Below are 16,677 nucleotides of genomic sequence, written 5' to 3' on the forward strand. Positions count from 1 at the left end.
CTACTTCAAAAGAACGGGTCGGCGACGACAGAATTCGAGCGCGAGGGGTCGACGGGCGCGTCAGTTGTCGTCGTCTTCGTCCGCGTCGTCGTCTTCGTCCGCGTCGTCGTCTTCGTCACGAGAACGCGACGCGTGCTGGTTGGCTCAGGACGAGGACTCGTCTCCGTCCTCGTCCTCGTCCTGAACATCCTCGAAGTCGGCGTCGACGTACTCGTCGTCGTCGCCGGGCTGACCGTCTTGGCCGCCCATACCGCCCATGCCGCCCATCCCGCCGGCGCCCGCGCCGCCGGGTCCGGCACCGGCGCCGCCGCCGGCCTGGGCCTGCTGGGCCTGCCCTTCGTACATCTGCTTGCCGATCTCCTGCAGTTCCTTCGAGAGCGCCTCGGTCGCGGTTTCGAGGTCCTCCTTCGTCGCGTCCTCGTCTTCGAGCGTCTCCTCGACGTCCTCGACGGCCGCTTCGATGTCGGCGCGCAGGTCGTCGTCGACCTGCTCTTCGTTCTCTTCGAGGAGCGTCTCGGCGCGCTGAACGGCGCTCTCGGCTTCGTTGCGGGCCTCGATGCGCTCGCGGCGCTCCTGGTCCTCCTCGGCGTGCTGTTCGGCCTCGTCCTGCATCTGCTCGATCTGCTCGTCGGAGAGGCCCGCGCCGCCCTCGATGGTGACGGATTCCGCGTTCCCGGAGCCTTTGTCCTCGGCCTCGACGGTGACGATGCCGTTCTCGTCGATGCTGAACGTGACCTCTATCTGCGGCGTGCCGGCCGGCGCCGGCGGGATGCCGTTCAGTTGGAACTCGCCGAGCATGTCGTTCTCCTCGGCGATTTCGCGTTCGCCCTGGAAGACGCGCACCTGGACAGACGTCTGGTTCGCCGCGGCCGTCGTGAATATCTTCGACTCCTCGGTCGGAATCGTGGTGTTCTTCTCGATGAGTCGCTCGAACAGACCGCCCTTCACCTCGATACCGAGGCTGAGCGGCGTCACGTCGAGCAGGACGATGTCGTCGACTTCGCCGCCGAGCACGCCGCCCTGAATCGCGGCGCCGAGGGCGACGGCCTCGTCGGGGTTGACGTTCTTCTTCGGTTCGGCGCCGAGTATCTCCTCGACTTTGTCGTGGACCTGCGGCATCCGGGTGGACCCGCCGACGAGGATGACCTCGTCGATGTCCTCCTTCGAGTAGCCGGCGTCTTCGAGCGCCTGCTCCGTCGGGCCGACCGTGCGGTCGACGAGGTCGGCGGTGAGCGACTCGAACTTCGCGCGCGTCAGTTTCTCTTCGAGGTGGACCGGACCGGAGTCCGTCGCCGTGATGAACGGCAGATTGACGGTCGTCTCCTTGCGCGAGGAGAGCTCAATCTTCGCCTCCTCCGCGGCGTCCTTCAGGCGCTGGAGCGCCTGTCGGTCCTCGCGGAGGTCGATGTTGTGGTTGTTCTGGAACTCGTCGGCCAGGTAGTCGATGATGGCCTGGTCCCAGTCGTCGCCGCCGAGGTCGTTGTCCCCGTTCGTGGCGACGACTTCGTAGACGCCGCCGCCGAGGTCCAAGACGGAAACGTCGAACGTCCCGCCGCCGAGGTCGTACACCATGACCGTCTGGTCGGAGTCGTCGTCGAGGCCGTACGCCATCGACGCGGCGGTCGGTTCGTTGATGATGCGCTCGACCTCGAAGCCGGCGATTTCGCCGGCGTCCTTCGTCGCCTGTCGCTGGCGGTCGTTGAAGTACGCCGGAACGGTGATGACGGCCTTCTCGACCTCGTCGCCGAGGTAGTCCTCGGCGTCGCGCTTGATTTTCTGGAGGATCATCGCCGAGAGCTGCTCCGGCGTGTACTCCTCGCCGTCGATGTCGACCGTGTACCCGTCCTCCCCCATGTGGCGCTTGATGGAGCGGATGGTGTGGTCGGGGTTCTGAATCGCCTGGTTCTTCGCGGGCTTTCCGACGAGTCGTTCGTCGTCCTCGGTGAACGCGACCACGGAGGGTGTGGTGCGGTCTCCCTCGGCGTTCACGATAATCTCGGGGTCTCCCCCTTCCATCACCGCGAATGCGCTGTTCGTGGTACCGAGGTCGATACCGAGAATCTTGTTGCTCGCCATCTTGACGCCAACTACTGGTCTAAATCGGTTAAAGGTTACTAGACGGGACCGCGACGGCTCTCCGGACGTGTCGCCGCCGTCTCCCGGTTTCGCCGTTCTGTCCCGCACCGCGTGACCGGGTTTTTTATCGAACCGCAGTCAGTCTCTCGCGACCCCGGTTCCCCCGCCGAACTGACGACCACCGACCGCGGTCAGCGAATCGCCTCGACGCCGTCTCCGAGAGCGGCCAGTACGTCCTCGACCACCCGCTCCCGGCCCGACGAGGCGAAGAACTCGTGGCCGCCGTCGTACGGTCGGAGGTTCGCCGCCGGCGTTCGGTCGCCGATAGCGCGGACGCTGACGATGCGGTCCGACAGCGTGCAGAACACCGCGTCGGCCGGGTCGAACGGCGGCAGGCGCGCCTGCGCGTCGACGACGGTACGGAGGAACGCCGGCGAGACTCCGCGGGGTCCCGCCTCGAACTCGGCTTCGGGCTTCAGATTCCCGATGTCGGTCCGGTCGCGGTCCGGTTCGAACAGTCGCCGCGCCGTCGGGAGGCGCAGAAAGTACGGGAGGACGGCGGACTCGAACCCTCCGCCCGGCGCCATCCCCCACCACGGACTCAAGAAAACCTGCGGGGGAACGTCGACGCGGGCGGCGAGGTGGGCGGCGACGAGTCCGCCGGTGCTGTGGCTCAACACCGCGTCGAACTCGCGGTCCTCGTAGTACGCCCGGACGGGGGCGAGATACTGGTCCTCGAAGTCCCACCCGTTCGTCGGGAGGGTGACGGCGTGGACGCGGTACTCGTCGGTCAGTCGGTCGATGAGCCACGAGACGGGGTCGTGCTCGGGTTCGTTGCCCCACCCGAGGACGAACAGGAGGTCCTCCGGGTCGTCGGGCCTCTCGTGCGGTTCGTCCGCCTCGTGGACGGAAAAGTGCATTCGGGGCGTCTCACGGAAGCGATTTCGAAAGGGGAGTCGCACGGGCGAACGTGGCGCGGGTTCGACAAAAAGCGTACGCGGCGTTCGGTTCGCCGACGGGCCGTCCGGACTACTCCCCGCCGCCGGTGCTGACGGTCACCTGCGCGGCGCGGATGACCTTCTCGCCCATCTCGTAGCCGGCCTGGTAGACGTCGGCGACGGTGCCCTCGGGTTGGCCGCTGTCCACCCGCATCATTACTTCGTGGCGCGTCGGGTCGACTTCCTCGCCGGGGTCGGGGTCGATGGTACTCACGCCCTCCGAGGAGAGGATGCGGTCGAACTCCTCCAGTGTGGATTCGATTCCCGGTCGGATGTCGGCGCCCTCCTCCTGGTCGAGGGCGCGCAGGAGGTTGTCGCGGACGGTGACGACGCGTTCGACGAAGTCCTCGGTGGCCGTCTCGCGGATCTGGTCCTGCCGCTTCTTCGCGCGCTTCTTGTAGTTCTGGAAGTCCGCCTGCGTCCGCTTGAGGCGGTTCGACAGTTCCTCGTTCTCCTCTTCTGCGGCCGCCAGTTCGGCCTCGAGTTCGTCGGCGCGTCCGCGGAGGGCGGCCACGTCCTCGGCGAGTTCCTCGTCGTACTCGGCGGCGCGCGCGACGAGGGGGTCGCCCGTCTGCCCGTTGGTGCTCGCGTTCGACGCCGCTTCGGTCTCGGACGCCGCCGCTTCGGCCCCCGCGGATGCGTCGGTCGCCTCCTCCGTCTCCGCGTCGGCGCGTTCGCCGTCCGTCGGGTCGGAAGCGTCTTCGGTCATGGTTCGAGGGAGTACCTCGCCGGGCATAAGGGTTGTAGAATCGTCCGAACCGAGGGGCCCCTGTCCGCCACAACGCGTAACTTCGCCGTGTCCGATGCAGCGGCTATGACCGATAAACCAAGTTCGCGAGACGCTGGAACCGTCTCCCGACGGACGTTTCTCGTCGGCGTCGGCGCGACGACGAGTCTCGCCGTGGGCGTCGGAACCGCGGCCGGACAGTCGACGGGGACCGAGACCGAGGCCGGGACCGGAACCGACTCGACGGGTGGCGAGCGGCGCGGTCTGGTCCCCGCCTACGAGGAGTTCAGCGGCGAGGGAGAGGCCTATCGGAACCAGTACCTCCTGATCAGCGACCCGACCGACGAGGAACCGCCGGAAGGGGCCGTCTCGAACTGCGGCGCCGCCGGGTGGAGCGCCGACGAGGCGACCACCTACGAGGTATCCATCCTCGAAAAACTCGACCAGACGACGGAGGTCATCAAGGGGACGAACTTCTACACCCCCGAGTCCGGCGGGTCGTTCGAGGTGGGGTCGACGTGGCGCATCTCCGAGGCGACGCGGTGCGGAGAACACATCGCGCTGACGCTGACGCGGGTCGACCCCGAGGAGGAGGGACTCCAGATAGACACGTCGGCCGATACGAACGTTGAGGGTTCGCTCTCGGAGGACGAGGCCGTCGGCGAGACCGAGACGAGCGCGAACTCCCCCGGGTTCGGCGTCGTCGCCGGAATCGTCGGCCTCCTCGGCGGCGCGGCGGCGCGCCTGCGGGGGGAGTAGTCCGTCCGCGCTACTGGTACATCCGGAGCGGTTGGGCCTGCGTGCTCTCCTCGTCGCCCTGTTGCATCCGCTGGGCGAGTTGCTCCTTCGCGTTCCGTATCTCCTCTGCACGTTCGACTAGGTTGTCGACCGGCACCTCGATTCCGGTGAGCGGTTCGACCCCGTCTTTGATGACGACGCGCGCCGCCTCCGGGTCGGGGAACTGCGGGTCCGACTCGACGACGAGACAGACCGCCCGCCGGTCGTGTTCGACGGCGTCGTTCAGGAGCGCCCCCGTCGGACCGGAGATGAGTCCCATCTCGTCCGGGAGGGCGATGTCGGCGTCGGCCGCGGCCGCCTCGCCGCCGCCGGTCCCGACGGCGTACAGCTCCGGCACGTCGTCGTTCTTCTCGCGGGGCAGCCCCGAGATGAAGAGGGGCGTGACCGGCGTCTCGTCGAACCAGCCGGCGAGGCACGTCGCGAGTTGCGAGGCGGCCCGCGGCGCGATGGGCACGTCGCTCTGGAGGACGAGCAGGTCGTGGTCCTCGTCGGCGTAGAGGCGAACCGGCGTCGCCAGCGACGCGTCGTCCTCGTGGTAGACGGCGACCTTTGGGATGCCGTCGCAGTGGACGTTGGCGTAGTGGACCATGTCGAACGCCTCCACGAGGTGGTCGGCCGCTATCTTCCCGACCAGCCCGATTCCGGGCAGCCCTTCGACCATCGTCGGTTCCGAGAGCGACACGCTGTCGTCGAGGACGGCTATCTCGGCCATGCTGGACGTTGGCGCGGGAGGGACGTAAAACCGCGGCGGGGAACGGGGAGAGCGGCGGTCCGAAACCCACAAGCGGTCCCCCCCGGTAGGAGGGAGCAATGAACCCCTTAGAGCGGTACGCGCCGCTCGTGGACGACGAGGAGGCGTTTCTCGCGGCCTGCGACCGGCCGCTCCCCTCCGTCGTCCGCGTCAACACCATCAAGGCGACGGCGGAGCGCGCGCGGTCGGCGCTCGACGCCGAGGGCGTCGGCTACGAAGTCACCGACTGGCACCCGGGCATCCTGAAGATGGACGAGCGCGGCCCCGGCACGACGTGGCCCTACTTCCACGGGTGGCTCCACGGGCAGGAGGAGGTGTCGGCGCTCCCCGCCCTCGCCCTCGACCCCGACCCCGGCGAAGTCGTCTGGGACGCCTGCGCCGCCCCCGGTAGCAAGACGACACAACTCGCCGACCTGATGGAGGATACGGGAATACTCGTCGGCAACGACAACAACCTCGGCCGACTGTCGGCCCTCCGGCACAACGCCGAGCGACTCGGCGTGAGCAACCTCGTCGTGACGAACCAGGACGCGCGAAACTACTCGTTGAAACCGTTCGGCGAAGGGACCGACGACCCCGCGGCCATCGACGCCTTCGACCGAGCGCTCGTCGACGCCCCCTGCTCCTGCGAGGGGACGATTCGGAAGAACCCCGACGCCCTCGACCGGTGGTCGATGGACCACGTCCACAGCGTCGCGGGCATCCAGAAGGGCATCCTCCGCCGCGCGGTGCAGGCAACGCGACCCGGCGGCACCGTCGTCTACTCGACGTGCACGTTCGCACCCGAGGAGAACGAGGCGGTGCTGGACCACGCTATCGAGGAGGAGGACTGCGAACTCGTCGAGTGGGACGCCCCCGAGAACTTCGAGACGGCCCCCGGCGTCACCGAGTGGGAGGACGAGGAGTACGATTCTTCGATCGAACGCGCCCACCGCGTCTACCCGCACCACAACGACACGGGTGGGTTCTTCTGCGCGAAACTGGAGGTGACCGCATGAGCGGCGACGGGAGCGGAGCGGACGGGGCGAACGGAGAGGAGAACGACGGCCAGCGGTTCGACCGCCTGCCGGAGACGGCCGACGAACGGGTCGTCGCCGGCCGTCCCACGCGGGAGGAAGTCGTCGACTGGTGGGAGGAGCGGTACGGTCTCGCGCCGGAGACGTGGGACGGCCACACGTTCTGGGAGAAGGGCAAAGGAAAGATATGGGCGTTCGCGGGCGACCTCGTGAGTCCGACCCCCGTGGAGGCCGTCGGGATGCGCGTCATCCGCGCCCGACAGGAACACTGGAAGCCCTCGACGGACGCCGTCCAGCGCTTCTGCGAAGAAGCGACGAAGAACGTCGTCGTCCTCGAACCCGCGGAGGCCGAGCGGTTCGTTCGCGGCGAGGACCAAGAACTCGACCGCTGGGAGGGCGACTGGGGCTACCTCGTCGCCGCCCACGAGTTCGAGGGGCGGGTCGAACCCATCGGCGTGGGGCTCTACCTGCACGGCGAACTGCGCTCGACGGTGCCGAAGGGGCGACAGGAAGATCTGTCGTAGGCGGCCGCTCGGGATGCCGTCTCCGGGTCGACGGGGACCCCGTCGGCGACCGCGTCGCGGTCGTTCGGCCGACCCGCTCAGCCCTTCGACCGGAGCGTCCCCCCGCCGAGCCCCTCCCACGCCACCTCGTAGCCCAGCGCCGAGAGGACCGACCCGACGTCGGAGATGTCCCAGTCGGCCATCGTTTCCTCGGCGTCGCGGTAGGACAGTCCGGGTTCGAGTCGCTCGGCGACGTCGTCCAGCACCGCCGGACGGACGAGCGTCCGTCCCACGCGTCGGTGTTCGGGAAACGCCACGTCTTCGAGCGCGTCCTCGCTGACGCCGCGTTCCGCGGCGAGTTCCTCCAGTGAAATCGCGTCGGCCGCCGGTCGGAGTTCGTCGGGCAACCCGGACGCGGCGGCCGCGGTCAGTTCGTCCTCGTACCGCCGGAGGGCGTCGCGGACGTCCTTCAGACGAACCGACCCGGAGTACGGAATCGCCCGATGGTCCCGGGCCTCGATATCCTCGCTCACCCCGAGGCTCTCGTCGACGGCGACGAGCATCTCCACGTCGCCGACGGATTCGAGCTGTTCGAGCTTCTTCTCGACGTACTCGGGGGTCCAAAAGCCCATTATCTCGAAGAACACGCGGAACTCACCGAACTTGTAGTCGAACGCGAAGTCGGGAATCATCACGCTCGCGCCGACGGCCAGCGGTTCGGGTTCGCGGACCAGGTCCCAGTCGAGGTCGACGGAGCCGAAACGGGCCGCGAAGTCGGCCTCGACGCCGCTGTCGAAGCGCATCTCTGCGACCGACTCGGGGCCGAGGACGTCGATGGGGTCGTCGTCCGAGAGCGTCATCGTACGCTCGGTCCCCCGGTCGTCGATAGCGGCGGTCAGTTCCCACTCCGTCATCTTCGCGACCGTTCGGAGAAGGCGCGCGAACATCGTTCCGTACCGCCGCGTGTTGCGGAACAGCGAGTCCGGCCCGGTGACGACCACCACCCAGCCGTCGTCGTCGGTCCGCACCTCGTACATGAGGCGGAGCCGTTTGACCGCCGTCACGAGCGTTCGGGGGTCAGAACACCGGACGCGGACCTCGGTGGCGTCGAAGAGGGCGGTCTGGGCGAGCGAGACGTTGTAGAGTCGGAGGAGGTTGTCCGGAGAGACGTCGACGCCGTCCGACCGGTCCCACTCTTCCGGGCGGTCGAACGGTCGGCCGGACCGAGCCAACAGGTCCTCCGCCGACCACCGCGCGTCGAACGCGGTCAGCACCTCGTTGACCTCGCGGTCGGCGTACAGCGACGATTCGACCGCCGCGGCGTCGCTCCCGAGTCGGTCCGCCGCGGCGTCGAGGACGGCGGTTCGCTCGTCGGGCGTCGTCGGGACGCCCGCCCGCTCGGCCGCCTCGAACGCCGCCCGTCGCGCCCGCCGGGGCGGCAGGGGAGCCGACGTCTCGAACGTCGCCTCCCGGTCGAGGAGCGCGGCGAACCCGCGGACGAGTTTGAAATCGTCGGCCTCCGCCTCCAGCGACGCGAGGGCGTCGTCGAGGCGGTGGCGGGGTTCGCCGACGTGACCCTGAAAGACGCCGATGACGCGGGCGGCCAGCGGGCGCGACTCCCGGCCGACGAACTGCGGGCGGTAGCCGCCGCCCGCGCGGGAGACGCGCAGGAGGTCCTTGGTCAGCACGGGGAGCAGTTCGCGGCGGACCGCCTAAAGTCGCGCGCCGCGCGGCGCGTGCCCGATACGGGGTCCCAATCACTGCTTTTCCGAATAATATCATTCATAAACATCCGTAAAATATTATGATGTCAATACACAACGACAACACGCATGTCCGGCGCACCCACCGACGACCGGACGAGAGAGGAGGAACGGGTCGCGAACGAATCGGACGACGCGGCGCCGGCCGACGCCGCCGGCGAGGCGCGGACGGCCGGCGGGACGACGGTGCGGGACGGAACCACCGACCCCGAATCGGACGGCGAGGGCGCGGACCGGACGGACGGCCGCGACGGCGACCACACCGGCCTGCTGTGGTTCTCCGCGGCCGGAGCGGTCGCGCTGGGACTGCTCTGGGTCGTCGACGACGACGCTGGCGCTGGCCGTCGTCGCCGCCGTCGGCGCGGTGCTGTTCTGGTACGGCGGCGAGTCGAGCGGGTCGACCGCGGCCTGACGCCCGACGCGACTACCGCTCCGCGCCTCGGTCGGAAAGACTATTGAGAGCGTCCGTCGACGGGCGTGTATGGAACCGCCGCGGGCGTCGACGCGAAGAAGCCTCCTCGGAGCGCTCCTCGTCGGTCTCTCGTCGGGGTGTCTCGGCTCCCCGCCGAGCGCGACGGGTCCGCGCCGACCGCCCGCGCCGCCGGAGGGACAGCCGCGCGACACGCCCGCCCAACCGGACCTGTACGTGTCGACGTTCGACTACGAGGCGACCGACGGCGGGAACCTCCGCGTGTTCGGCGAGGTGGGCAACCGCGGCGGCGTCGAACGCGTCGCCACGGTTCGCGTGCGCGTCCGAATGAGCGACGAGACGTACACGCAGGACCGGTCGGTGACCGTCTCGGCCGGCGGCACGGCGGAGTTCTCGACGACGTTCGAGGTGAGCGCCGAGGCGTTCGAGCGCGCCGGCGGCCTCGACGTGACGCTGGTCTGAGGGCGAATCGCTCCTACCGGCGGCGCGCCGCGACCCGTTCTTCGGCCGTCTCGGCGCTGACGAGTTCGTACAGTATCGCGGTCCCGACGTCCGAGCGGGGCTCCGAGGAGGGACCGTCCGCGTCGTCCGCGGTTCCGCCGCCGGATTTCGGCCGGAGGACGCGGCCGAGTCGCTGCGTGAACTCCCGTTCGGAGCCGCTACCCGCGAGGAGGACGGCGACGTTCGCGTCGGGCACGTCGACGCCCTCGTCGAGGACGTTCGCGGCGACGATTCGCGAATACGTGCCGTCGCGGAAGCGTTCGAGCAGTTCGCGCCGTTCTTTCGTCCCGGTCTCGCTGGTTATCGCCGGGAGGAGGTAGCGCTCGGAGAGCCGATAGACGAGGTCGGTGTGCGCCGTGAAGACGATGACCCGGTCGTCGCGGTGTCTCTCGAGGAGGCGGCCCAGTCGCTCGACCTTCGCGTCGGCGTTCATCATGATGCGCCGGGCGCGCTGTTTGGCGAGGAGCGCCTCTCTGGCCTTCGGGTCCGACCCCGAGCGCAGTACGAGTTTCTGGTAGTCGGACCCCGAATCGAGCGAGAGGTTCGAACGCTTGAGGTAGTCGACGAACGTCCCCTGCGCCTCCTCGTAGCGTTCGCGCTCCTCGGGCGAGAGGTCGACTTCGACCCGCCGCACCTCGTAGTCGGCGAGGTGTTCGCCCGCCAGGTCGTCGACCGAACGGTCGTACACCTTCGGTCCGACGAGGTCCGCGATGACGTCGTGGGCGCCGTCCGGGCGCTCGAACGTCGCGGTGAGGCCGAGGCGGGCCGGCGCCGCGAGCAGTCGGGCGACGTCGCGATACCCCGCGCCGCCGAGGTGGTGCACCTCGTCGAAGACGACGAGGCCGAAATCGCCGCCGATCTCTTCCGCGCGGAGGTACGCCGAGTCGTAGGTGGAGACGGTGATATCCTCTTTCACCTGCTCGCCGCCGCCGAACTGCCCGACTGGAATCTCGAACTCCGTCTCCAGTTCGCGTCGCCACTGGGTGAGCAGGTCGACCGTCGGCACGACGACGAGCGTCGGAACGCCGAGTTCGGCCATCGCGGCGACGGCGACGACGGTCTTTCCCGCCCCCGTGGGCAGTTCGAGCACCCCCCGGTTCCCGTTCTCGCGCCACGCGTTGAGGGCCGCCCGCTGGTAGTCACGTAAGTCGTAGGCGTGTGAGAGGTCCAGACGGGTCTCCGGGAGGACACGGTCCTCGTAGTCGAGGCCCCGTTCGTCCAGCGCCGCGCGTACCTCGGCGTAGCGATGGGCGGACGCGCGGGCGACGACTCCGCGGTCGTCCCACCGGACGCCGGGCAGGTCGGCCGCCGCGACGGCCGACTCGGAGAGGCCGCCGACGCGAACCGTCCCGTCCTCGAACGTCAGCGTGAGCACGCGCGGAGATGGGTCGTCATCGGGTATAAATCGACGGACCCGACGGCGCGACCGGACTCGGAGTCGTTCCCCGGATTATAACTGGGGGCGGGCGGCATCGAGTGACGTACTACATGGTCTCGCCGCTCACAGTCGCCGGTATCCTCGTCGCGGTGTTCGTCGGGTTCAACATCGGCGGGTCCTCGACCGGCGTCGCGTTCGGTCCGGCGGTCGGGTCGCGCTTGGTTCGGAAGGTGACCGCGGCGGCCCTGTTCGTCGGGTTCGCGCTGCTCGGGGCGTGGACGGTCGGTCGGAACGTCATCGCGACCATGAGCAGCAGCATCATCCCGGCGGCGCAGTTCACGCCGATTGCGAGCGTCGTCGTCCTGTTCTTCACGGGCGCGTCGCTGCTCGTCTCGAACCTCTACGGCGTTCCGGCCTCGACGTCGATGACGGCCGTCGGCGCCATCGTCGGGTTGGGACTGGCCTCGGAGACGCTGAATCAGGCGCTGATGTTCGTCATCGTCTCGGCGTGGATCGTCGCGCCGCTGTTGAGTTTCGGCGTCGGACTCGTCGTCGGGCGGTACGTCTACCCCTACCTCGACCGCTACGTCGCGTTCACGAAGTTCGACCTCCACCTCGTCCAGTTCGACCGCTCGGGGGCGGTTCCCCGTCCGCACCTGAACTCGCGGGCATCGGCGAGAGACGTCGTCGGGTCGCTCTCGGTGGTCGTCATCGCCTGCTACATGGCGTTCTCGGCGGGGGCGTCCAACGCGGCGAACGCCGTGGCGCCGCTCGTGGGCCCGGGCGGTTCGTTCACCGTCGACCAAGGCGTCCTGCTCGCCGTGTTCGCCTTCGGACTGGGGAGTTTCACCATCGCGCGCCGAACGCTCGAAACGGTGGGAGACGACATCACGGAGCTTCCGATTCTGGCGTCGCTCATCGTCTCCGTCGTCGGCGGCACTGTCATCACCGTGCTGTCGTACCTCGGCATCCCCGCGAGTCTCGCCGTGAGCACCACCTCCACCATCATCGGTCTCGGGTGGGGTCGAGCGAGTCGGGCGGCGACGCTGGCGGAGTTGGCGACGCCGACGCCCGAACGCCCCGAGGTGGACGTCTCGACGGGGGCGCTTCTCACCTCGCGCGCCGAGGAAGTCCCGACCGGACCGACCATCGGCGACGTCGCGCGTCACGAGGAACCGCCGGAGAAGCCCGACGAGATTCCCGCGGTGCCCGACGTCGGCGAGGAGGGACCGGCGGACCTCGACGAACGGAGCCTGTTCGACGCGGGGGCGGCCAAGCGCATCGCGACGATGTGGGTGCTGACGCCGGCGCTGGCAGTCGTCACTTCGTACCCCGTCTTCGAGTTACTGCTGTGAGCGCGCCGCGGGCCGGGGACCGAGAGGAGAGCGACGCTCGGACGGGGCGTTTTTCACCTCGCGGACGGACCGTCGGATATGAGCGACGAACTCGAAGCAGCGGTGGAGACGTTCCTCGACGACGTGGACACGGCGTACGGCGAGTACGAACAGGGCTACGCGGACGCGGACGCGACGCTCTCGCTCGTGATGAGTCACATCGAAGACCTGCGCGACGAGTACGAGGGCTGAGGAGTCAGAAGAACAGCGCCGGCACCGTCTTCCGGAAGATGTTGAGCGAGATGACGAACAGCAGGCCGACAACGAACCGGTTGAACCACGTCTCGTTCACCTCGACTCGCCGGAGGTACGTCCCCGCGAGGAGGCCGACGAGCGTCACGACGGCGATGACGCACCCCAGCCAGAGCCGGTAGGTCGTCATCAAGTCCGTGAAGAGCGCCATCTGGACGATGCGGACGGTGAAGATGAGTCCGAGCACCATCGACAGACCGCCGATGTAGCGCTCGGCGTCGCGTTCGAAGGTGTGGAAGTAGGCGGGCAGGAGCGGTCCGAGGTTCGAGACAGCCAGGAGGAAGCCTTCGAGGAAGCCCGCGGTCGAGAGCGCGACGGGGTGGTGGGCCTCCTCGACGGTGACGAACCCCTGTAGCACCTGAAACAGGACGTACCCGAAGATGACGAGGCCGATGAGGAACGGAACGATGGGGCCGGTGCTGTACGCCGCGAGGAAGGAGACGCCGAGGACGGCGCCGATTCCGGCCAAGAGCATCAGAAGCCACTCCTCGCGGACGAAGTCGAGGCCGGTGTCCGTCTCGCCTATCTGGAACATGTTTATCATCCACGGCGGGATGGCGAGGACGACGACGGCCAGCGTCGGGTCGATGACGGTTGCGAAGACGGGCGTGGCGACGAGGGCGTAACCGAAGCCCAGCATGCCCTTTATCGCCCCCGCGAGAATCGCCACGGCGACGAAGACGGCGAGCGTCGTCGCCCCCACGTCGGCCCGAATCCCGGCGGTAACGTTCTCCGCGCCCGGGAAGAGGACGACGGCGCCGACGAGAACCGCGAACGCCGCCGCGGTCATCGTCACCTCGCGGTACCGGAACGCGCGGAGGTGTTCGAGGAACTGTGCGGGGTCGACGCGCGCGTTATCTGTGGCCACGTGTTGACTCTCCGGGCGCGGGTACGGGACGGACGGCCTTTCGGTGCGCGGCGGCGGCGACGGTTGTGCCGAAGCCGCGTCACCTCCGTCGGAGCGATTTCGACGTCTTACGGCCGTTTCGGGGCCGAGAGCGGCGAAAACGGCTCGTTTTCGGCGTCACACGTACCAGAAAATGTTGCTTGTACACCGCGAACGCGGCCGTGTGAGGGAAGAACTATCCCGGCGGCGGACGCCGGATAGCGTATGTCGGACTTTTCAGCACGAGTCGAAGCGGTGTCGATAAGCGGAATCCGAGAGGTGTTCGAGGCCGCCGGGGAGGGGGCGATAAACCTCGGTCTCGGACAACCCGACTTCTCCGCTCCCGAGCACGCACGTCGGGCCGCAATCGAGGCCATCCGGGACGGCCGCGCGGACGCCTACACCGAGAACAAGGGGATTTCGTCGCTCCGGGAGGCCATCGCGGCGAAGCACGAACGCGACCAAGGACTCGACCTGCACCCCGACGATATCATCGCCACGGCGGGCGGGTCCGAGGCCCTGCACATCGCCATGGAGGCTCACGTCGAGTCGGGCGACGAGGTCATCATCCCCGACCCGGGGTTCGTCTCCTACGACGCCCTGACGAAACTCGCCGACGGGACGCCCGTACCCGTCCCCCTGCGCGACGACCTGACGCTCGACCCCGCCGCCGTCGAGGAGGCCATCACCGACGACACCGCGGCGTTCGTCGTCAACAGTCCGGGCAACCCGACGGGCGCGGTGTCGCCGCCGGAGGACGTCGAGGAGTTCGCCCGCATCGCCGACGAACACGACGTGCTCTGCATCTCCGACGAGGTGTACGAGTACACCGTCTTCGACGGCGAGTTCCGCTCGCCCGCCGAGTTCGCCGAGACGGACAACGTCGTCGTCGTCAACTCCGCCTCGAAACTGTACTCGATGACGGGGTGGCGCCTCGGGTGGGTGCACGCCTCCTCGCGGCGAATCGAACGGATGCTCCGCGTCCACCAGTACGCGCAGGCGTGCGCCTCCGCCCCCGCGCAGTTCGCCGCCGAGGCGGCCCTCACCGGTCCGCAGGACCAAGTCGACGAGATGACCGAGTCGTTCCGCCGCCGCCGCGACATCGTGGTCGAGGGCCTCGAAGACATCGGCCTCACCGTCCCGACGCCGACGGGCGCGTTCTACGTGATGCCCGAGGTGCCCGAGGGGTTCGTCGACGAGTGTCTCGAACGCGGCGTCATCGTCGTCCCCGGCGAGGCGTTCGGCGCGCACGGCGAGGGGTACGCCCGCCTCTCCTACGCGACCGACGAGGAGTCGCTCCGCGAGGCGTTAGATATCATGGGCGACGCCTACGACGCCGTCGTCTGACGGCGGCGACCGAGCGACGCCGGAGTTCCGCGAGCGCGCAATCACGGAATCAGGCGGGAACCCTAACCACGTAGGGCCGGGAGTGATAGCCGGGTCTCGTCTCTACGAAAGTACGGTCGAAGGGACAGACAGTCCCTCCGAATCATACAACGACGATGAACGATACAATCGCTACCTTCGCCGACCGCGACCGACGAACCGTGCTGTCCTGTCTCGACGACCGCCGCGGCACGGTCGACATCGAATCGCTCGCTACGGACGTCGTCGCCGAACGCGAGAGCACGGCCCCCGACGAGGTGGCCGACGCGGACCGCGAAACGGCCCTCATCCGCCTCCACCACGTCGACCTGCCGAAACTCGACGAGGCCGGATTCGTCGATTTCGACCACGAAGCCGGCACGGTCGACCGCCGCGCGAGGCCCGCCCCGACGTCGACCGCGCTCTCGGACTGAACGCGTCGAGGTAGACTTATACCGTATCGGCGCGGAGTAGTAATCGGCCGGGACGTACGCAGGACTCTGCCATGGACACGTAGGTCCTCACATCCCCGGTTTTCGAGAACGTTACCCCGCGAGCGGCGCGTTCGACCGATTTCGTTCCGGTACCGTAGACCTCCGAGCGGCGGCCCCGCCGCGTCACCTCAGTTCGCGGTGCTGACTATCTTTATCACGTCGCCCTCGTCCAGTTCGTAGTCCTCGGAGATGCGGCGGGCCGACCGCGCGTCCACCGCGTGGAGGTAGCCCTCGCCGATGTCCGAGTGAACGGCGTACGCGAGGTCCGCCGGCGTCGACCCGCGTTCGAGGAGGAAGGCGTCCGGGAGCATCTCGCCGGTGCCGTCGGTCCACTTCGTCTCGTTCTGGACGGGATAGGCGGTCACCATGTCGAGCACGTCGTAGACGGCGGTGTTGATGGCCTCCTGTACGCCGGTCCCGCTGTTCGATTCGACTACCTCGCGTATCTTCTCTAACCCCGTCGCCTGCGCGTCGCTCACGTCGCCGACGATGTCGAAGCCGTCGTCGCCGGGGAGGTAGTCGACGACGCCGGCCTCGGCGGCCTTCCGCAGGGCGAGTTCGCCGTCAGCGGTGGCGGCGACGACGGGTTTGTCCGTCTCGCGCAGGCGTTCGAGGTTCTCCGGGGGCGCGATGTCGGCCTTGTTGGCGACGAGGACGATGGGCTTCGTCCGCGCGCGCACGTCGCTCGCGAGGGCCTCGCGGTGCTCGTCGGTCCACTGTTTCGGGTCCTCGGGGTACTCCAAGGCGCGCAGGGAGGCCGCCACGTCGTACTCCGTCGCGCCGAACCCCGTCAGCATCTCCGAGAGCGCCTCGTCGATGTCGAAGTCGGGCGACCGGGACTTGCGGACGACCGACTCCCAGTTCTTCTCGATGATGCCGGCGAGCCACTGCTCTAACTCCTCCTCGACGAAGTCCGCTTCCTCGACGGGGTCGTACGTCCCGACCTCGACGGGTTCGCCTTCTTCGTTGGTGCTGCCGGAGGCGTCGACGACGGCGAGGATGACGTCGGCGTTCGTGAGGGCGTCGAGGAACTGGTTGCCCAGCCCCCGACCCTCGTGCGCGCCGGGGACGAGGCCGGCCACGTCGAGGAGTTCGACGCCGACGTAGCGCACGCCGCCCTCGCAGTTGCCGCAGCGTTCGTCCCGGTCGAGGCAGGGACACCGCGTTCGGGCGTAACTGACCCCTCGATTGGGGTCGATGGTCGTGAACGGGTAGTTCCCCACGTCGACGTCCGCCAGCGTCGCCGCCTTGTAGAAGGTTGACTTGCCCGCGTTGGGCTTGCCAGCGAGAGCGACAGAGAGCATGGTCGATGATGGAGAGACGGTCGGAACATCCTTTCGGTCCC

Annotated in this window: 17 protein-coding genes; 9 read left to right on the top strand and 8 right to left on the bottom strand. The window is 68.4% G+C overall.

The window, feature by feature from the left end; translation table 11 throughout:
- Positions 1-144: 144 nt before the first annotated feature.
- The 3 genes from dnaK to NDI76_RS09170 form a co-directional block, all read right to left on the bottom strand.
- Complete coding sequence (dnaK, locus tag NDI76_RS09160) at positions 145-2,076, bottom strand: molecular chaperone DnaK (RefSeq protein WP_310923703.1); 1,932 nt, start codon at positions 2,074-2,076, stop codon at positions 145-147.
- 191 nt (positions 2,077-2,267) lie between these two features.
- The gene (locus tag NDI76_RS09165; RefSeq protein WP_310923704.1) at positions 2,268-2,996 is read right to left on the bottom strand and encodes an alpha/beta fold hydrolase; all 729 of its coding nucleotides are present in this window, start codon (positions 2,994-2,996) and stop codon (positions 2,268-2,270) included.
- A 109-nt stretch (positions 2,997-3,105) separates the two neighbouring features.
- Positions 3,106-3,783 carry a nucleotide exchange factor GrpE gene (locus tag NDI76_RS09170; protein WP_310923705.1) on the bottom strand — a complete coding sequence of 226 codons (678 nt, stop codon included), beginning with the start codon at positions 3,781-3,783 and terminating at the stop codon, positions 3,106-3,108.
- 105 nt (positions 3,784-3,888) lie between these two features.
- On the opposite strand from NDI76_RS09170, the gene NDI76_RS09175 reads away from it, so the two are divergent.
- The gene (locus tag NDI76_RS09175; protein ID WP_310923706.1) at positions 3,889-4,560 is read left to right on the top strand and encodes a hypothetical protein; all 672 of its coding nucleotides are present in this window, start codon (positions 3,889-3,891) and stop codon (positions 4,558-4,560) included.
- 10 nt (positions 4,561-4,570) lie between these two features.
- On the opposite strand, the gene NDI76_RS09180 is transcribed toward NDI76_RS09175, so the two are convergent.
- Positions 4,571-5,311 (bottom strand): proteasome assembly chaperone family protein, encoded by a 741-nt coding sequence (locus NDI76_RS09180; RefSeq protein ID WP_310923707.1) that lies wholly within the window; start codon positions 5,309-5,311, stop codon positions 4,571-4,573.
- 98 nt (positions 5,312-5,409) lie between these two features.
- Here NDI76_RS09180 and NDI76_RS09185 point away from each other — a divergent pair, with 98 nt between their 5' ends.
- Together NDI76_RS09185 and NDI76_RS09190 are read left to right on the top strand one after the other, a co-directional pair.
- The gene (locus tag NDI76_RS09185) at positions 5,410-6,348 is read left to right on the top strand and encodes an RsmB/NOP family class I SAM-dependent RNA methyltransferase (protein WP_310923708.1); all 939 of its coding nucleotides are present in this window, start codon (positions 5,410-5,412) and stop codon (positions 6,346-6,348) included.
- Positions 6,345-6,890: a DUF7122 family protein gene (locus tag NDI76_RS09190; RefSeq protein WP_310923709.1), complete on the top strand. Its 546-nt coding sequence runs from the start codon at positions 6,345-6,347 to the stop codon at positions 6,888-6,890. Before NDI76_RS09185 ends, NDI76_RS09190 begins: the two co-directional genes overlap by 4 nt.
- 77 nt (positions 6,891-6,967) lie before the next feature.
- Here the strand turns inward: NDI76_RS09190 and NDI76_RS09195 are convergent, their stop codons facing one another.
- Positions 6,968-8,557 carry a DUF790 family protein gene (locus NDI76_RS09195; RefSeq protein ID WP_310923710.1) on the bottom strand — a complete coding sequence of 530 codons (1,590 nt, stop codon included), beginning with the start codon at positions 8,555-8,557 and terminating at the stop codon, positions 6,968-6,970.
- A gap of 144 nt (positions 8,558-8,701) precedes the next feature.
- Between NDI76_RS09195 and NDI76_RS09200 the strand changes: the two genes are divergently transcribed.
- Both NDI76_RS09200 and NDI76_RS09205 read left to right on the top strand, forming a co-directional pair.
- Complete coding sequence (locus tag NDI76_RS09200) at positions 8,702-9,091, top strand: hypothetical protein (protein ID WP_310923711.1); 390 nt, start codon at positions 8,702-8,704, stop codon at positions 9,089-9,091.
- A gap of 22 nt (positions 9,092-9,113) precedes the next feature.
- Complete coding sequence (locus NDI76_RS09205; protein WP_310923712.1) at positions 9,114-9,524, top strand: transcriptional initiation protein Tat; 411 nt, start codon at positions 9,114-9,116, stop codon at positions 9,522-9,524.
- A gap of 13 nt (positions 9,525-9,537) precedes the next feature.
- Here the strand turns inward: NDI76_RS09205 and NDI76_RS09210 are convergent, their stop codons facing one another.
- Positions 9,538-10,938: a DEAD/DEAH box helicase gene (locus tag NDI76_RS09210; protein WP_310923713.1), complete on the bottom strand. Its 1,401-nt coding sequence runs from the start codon at positions 10,936-10,938 to the stop codon at positions 9,538-9,540.
- A gap of 113 nt (positions 10,939-11,051) precedes the next feature.
- On the opposite strand from NDI76_RS09210, the gene NDI76_RS09215 reads away from it, so the two are divergent.
- Together NDI76_RS09215 and NDI76_RS09220 are read left to right on the top strand one after the other, a co-directional pair.
- On the top strand, positions 11,052-12,296 hold the full coding sequence (locus tag NDI76_RS09215; protein ID WP_310923714.1) for an inorganic phosphate transporter: 1,245 nt from the start codon (positions 11,052-11,054) through the stop codon (positions 12,294-12,296).
- Between the two features lie 78 nt (positions 12,297-12,374).
- On the top strand, positions 12,375-12,527 hold the full coding sequence (locus NDI76_RS09220) for a hypothetical protein (protein WP_310923715.1): 153 nt from the start codon (positions 12,375-12,377) through the stop codon (positions 12,525-12,527).
- Positions 12,528-12,531: 4 nt separating this feature from the next.
- Here the strand turns inward: NDI76_RS09220 and NDI76_RS09225 are convergent, their stop codons facing one another.
- Entirely contained in the window at positions 12,532-13,455 is a 924-nt protein-coding gene (locus NDI76_RS09225) for a sulfite exporter TauE/SafE family protein (protein ID WP_310923716.1), read from the bottom strand.
- A gap of 243 nt (positions 13,456-13,698) precedes the next feature.
- Here NDI76_RS09225 and NDI76_RS09230 point away from each other — a divergent pair, with 243 nt between their 5' ends.
- On the top strand, positions 13,699-14,820 hold the full coding sequence (locus NDI76_RS09230) for a pyridoxal phosphate-dependent aminotransferase (RefSeq protein ID WP_310923717.1): 1,122 nt from the start codon (positions 13,699-13,701) through the stop codon (positions 14,818-14,820).
- A 155-nt stretch (positions 14,821-14,975) separates the two neighbouring features.
- Positions 14,976-15,272, top strand: a complete 297-nt coding sequence (locus NDI76_RS09235) for a DUF7344 domain-containing protein (RefSeq protein WP_310923718.1) — start codon at positions 14,976-14,978, stop codon at positions 15,270-15,272.
- A 188-nt stretch (positions 15,273-15,460) separates the two neighbouring features.
- On the opposite strand, the gene NDI76_RS09240 is transcribed toward NDI76_RS09235, so the two are convergent.
- The gene (locus NDI76_RS09240) at positions 15,461-16,636 is read right to left on the bottom strand and encodes a redox-regulated ATPase YchF (protein ID WP_310923719.1); all 1,176 of its coding nucleotides are present in this window, start codon (positions 16,634-16,636) and stop codon (positions 15,461-15,463) included.
- Between the last annotated feature and the right edge of the window lie 41 nt (positions 16,637-16,677).

This window comes from Halogeometricum sp. S1BR25-6 (assembly GCF_031624495.1).
Lineage (GTDB): Archaea > Halobacteriota > Halobacteria > Halobacteriales > Haloferacaceae > Halogeometricum > Halogeometricum salsisoli.

Bases quoted from the DNA above. Each gene is read 5' to 3' on its own strand.
- NDI76_RS09200 (WP_310923711.1), top strand. From the start codon at position 8,702: ATGTCCGGCGCACCCACCGACGACCGGACGAGAGAGGAGGAACGGGTC.
- NDI76_RS09220 (WP_310923715.1), top strand. From the start codon at position 12,375: ATGAGCGACGAACTCGAAGCAGCGGTGGAGACGTTCCTCGACGACGTG.
- dnaK (WP_310923703.1), bottom strand. From the start codon at position 2,076: ATGGCGAGCAACAAGATTCTCGGTATCGACCTCGGTACCACGAACAGC.
- NDI76_RS09185 (WP_310923708.1), top strand. From the start codon at position 5,410: ATGAACCCCTTAGAGCGGTACGCGCCGCTCGTGGACGACGAGGAGGCG.
- NDI76_RS09215 (WP_310923714.1), top strand. From the start codon at position 11,052: ATGGTCTCGCCGCTCACAGTCGCCGGTATCCTCGTCGCGGTGTTCGTC.
- NDI76_RS09180 (WP_310923707.1), bottom strand. From the start codon at position 5,311: ATGGCCGAGATAGCCGTCCTCGACGACAGCGTGTCGCTCTCGGAACCG.
- NDI76_RS09240 (WP_310923719.1), bottom strand. From the start codon at position 16,636: ATGCTCTCTGTCGCTCTCGCTGGCAAGCCCAACGCGGGCAAGTCAACC.
- NDI76_RS09165 (WP_310923704.1), bottom strand. From the start codon at position 2,996: ATGCACTTTTCCGTCCACGAGGCGGACGAACCGCACGAGAGGCCCGAC.
- NDI76_RS09175 (WP_310923706.1), top strand. From the start codon at position 3,889: ATGACCGATAAACCAAGTTCGCGAGACGCTGGAACCGTCTCCCGACGG.
- NDI76_RS09230 (WP_310923717.1), top strand. From the start codon at position 13,699: ATGTCGGACTTTTCAGCACGAGTCGAAGCGGTGTCGATAAGCGGAATC.
- NDI76_RS09190 (WP_310923709.1), top strand. From the start codon at position 6,345: ATGAGCGGCGACGGGAGCGGAGCGGACGGGGCGAACGGAGAGGAGAAC.
- NDI76_RS09170 (WP_310923705.1), bottom strand. From the start codon at position 3,783: ATGACCGAAGACGCTTCCGACCCGACGGACGGCGAACGCGCCGACGCG.
- NDI76_RS09235 (WP_310923718.1), top strand. From the start codon at position 14,976: ATGAACGATACAATCGCTACCTTCGCCGACCGCGACCGACGAACCGTG.
- NDI76_RS09205 (WP_310923712.1), top strand. From the start codon at position 9,114: ATGGAACCGCCGCGGGCGTCGACGCGAAGAAGCCTCCTCGGAGCGCTC.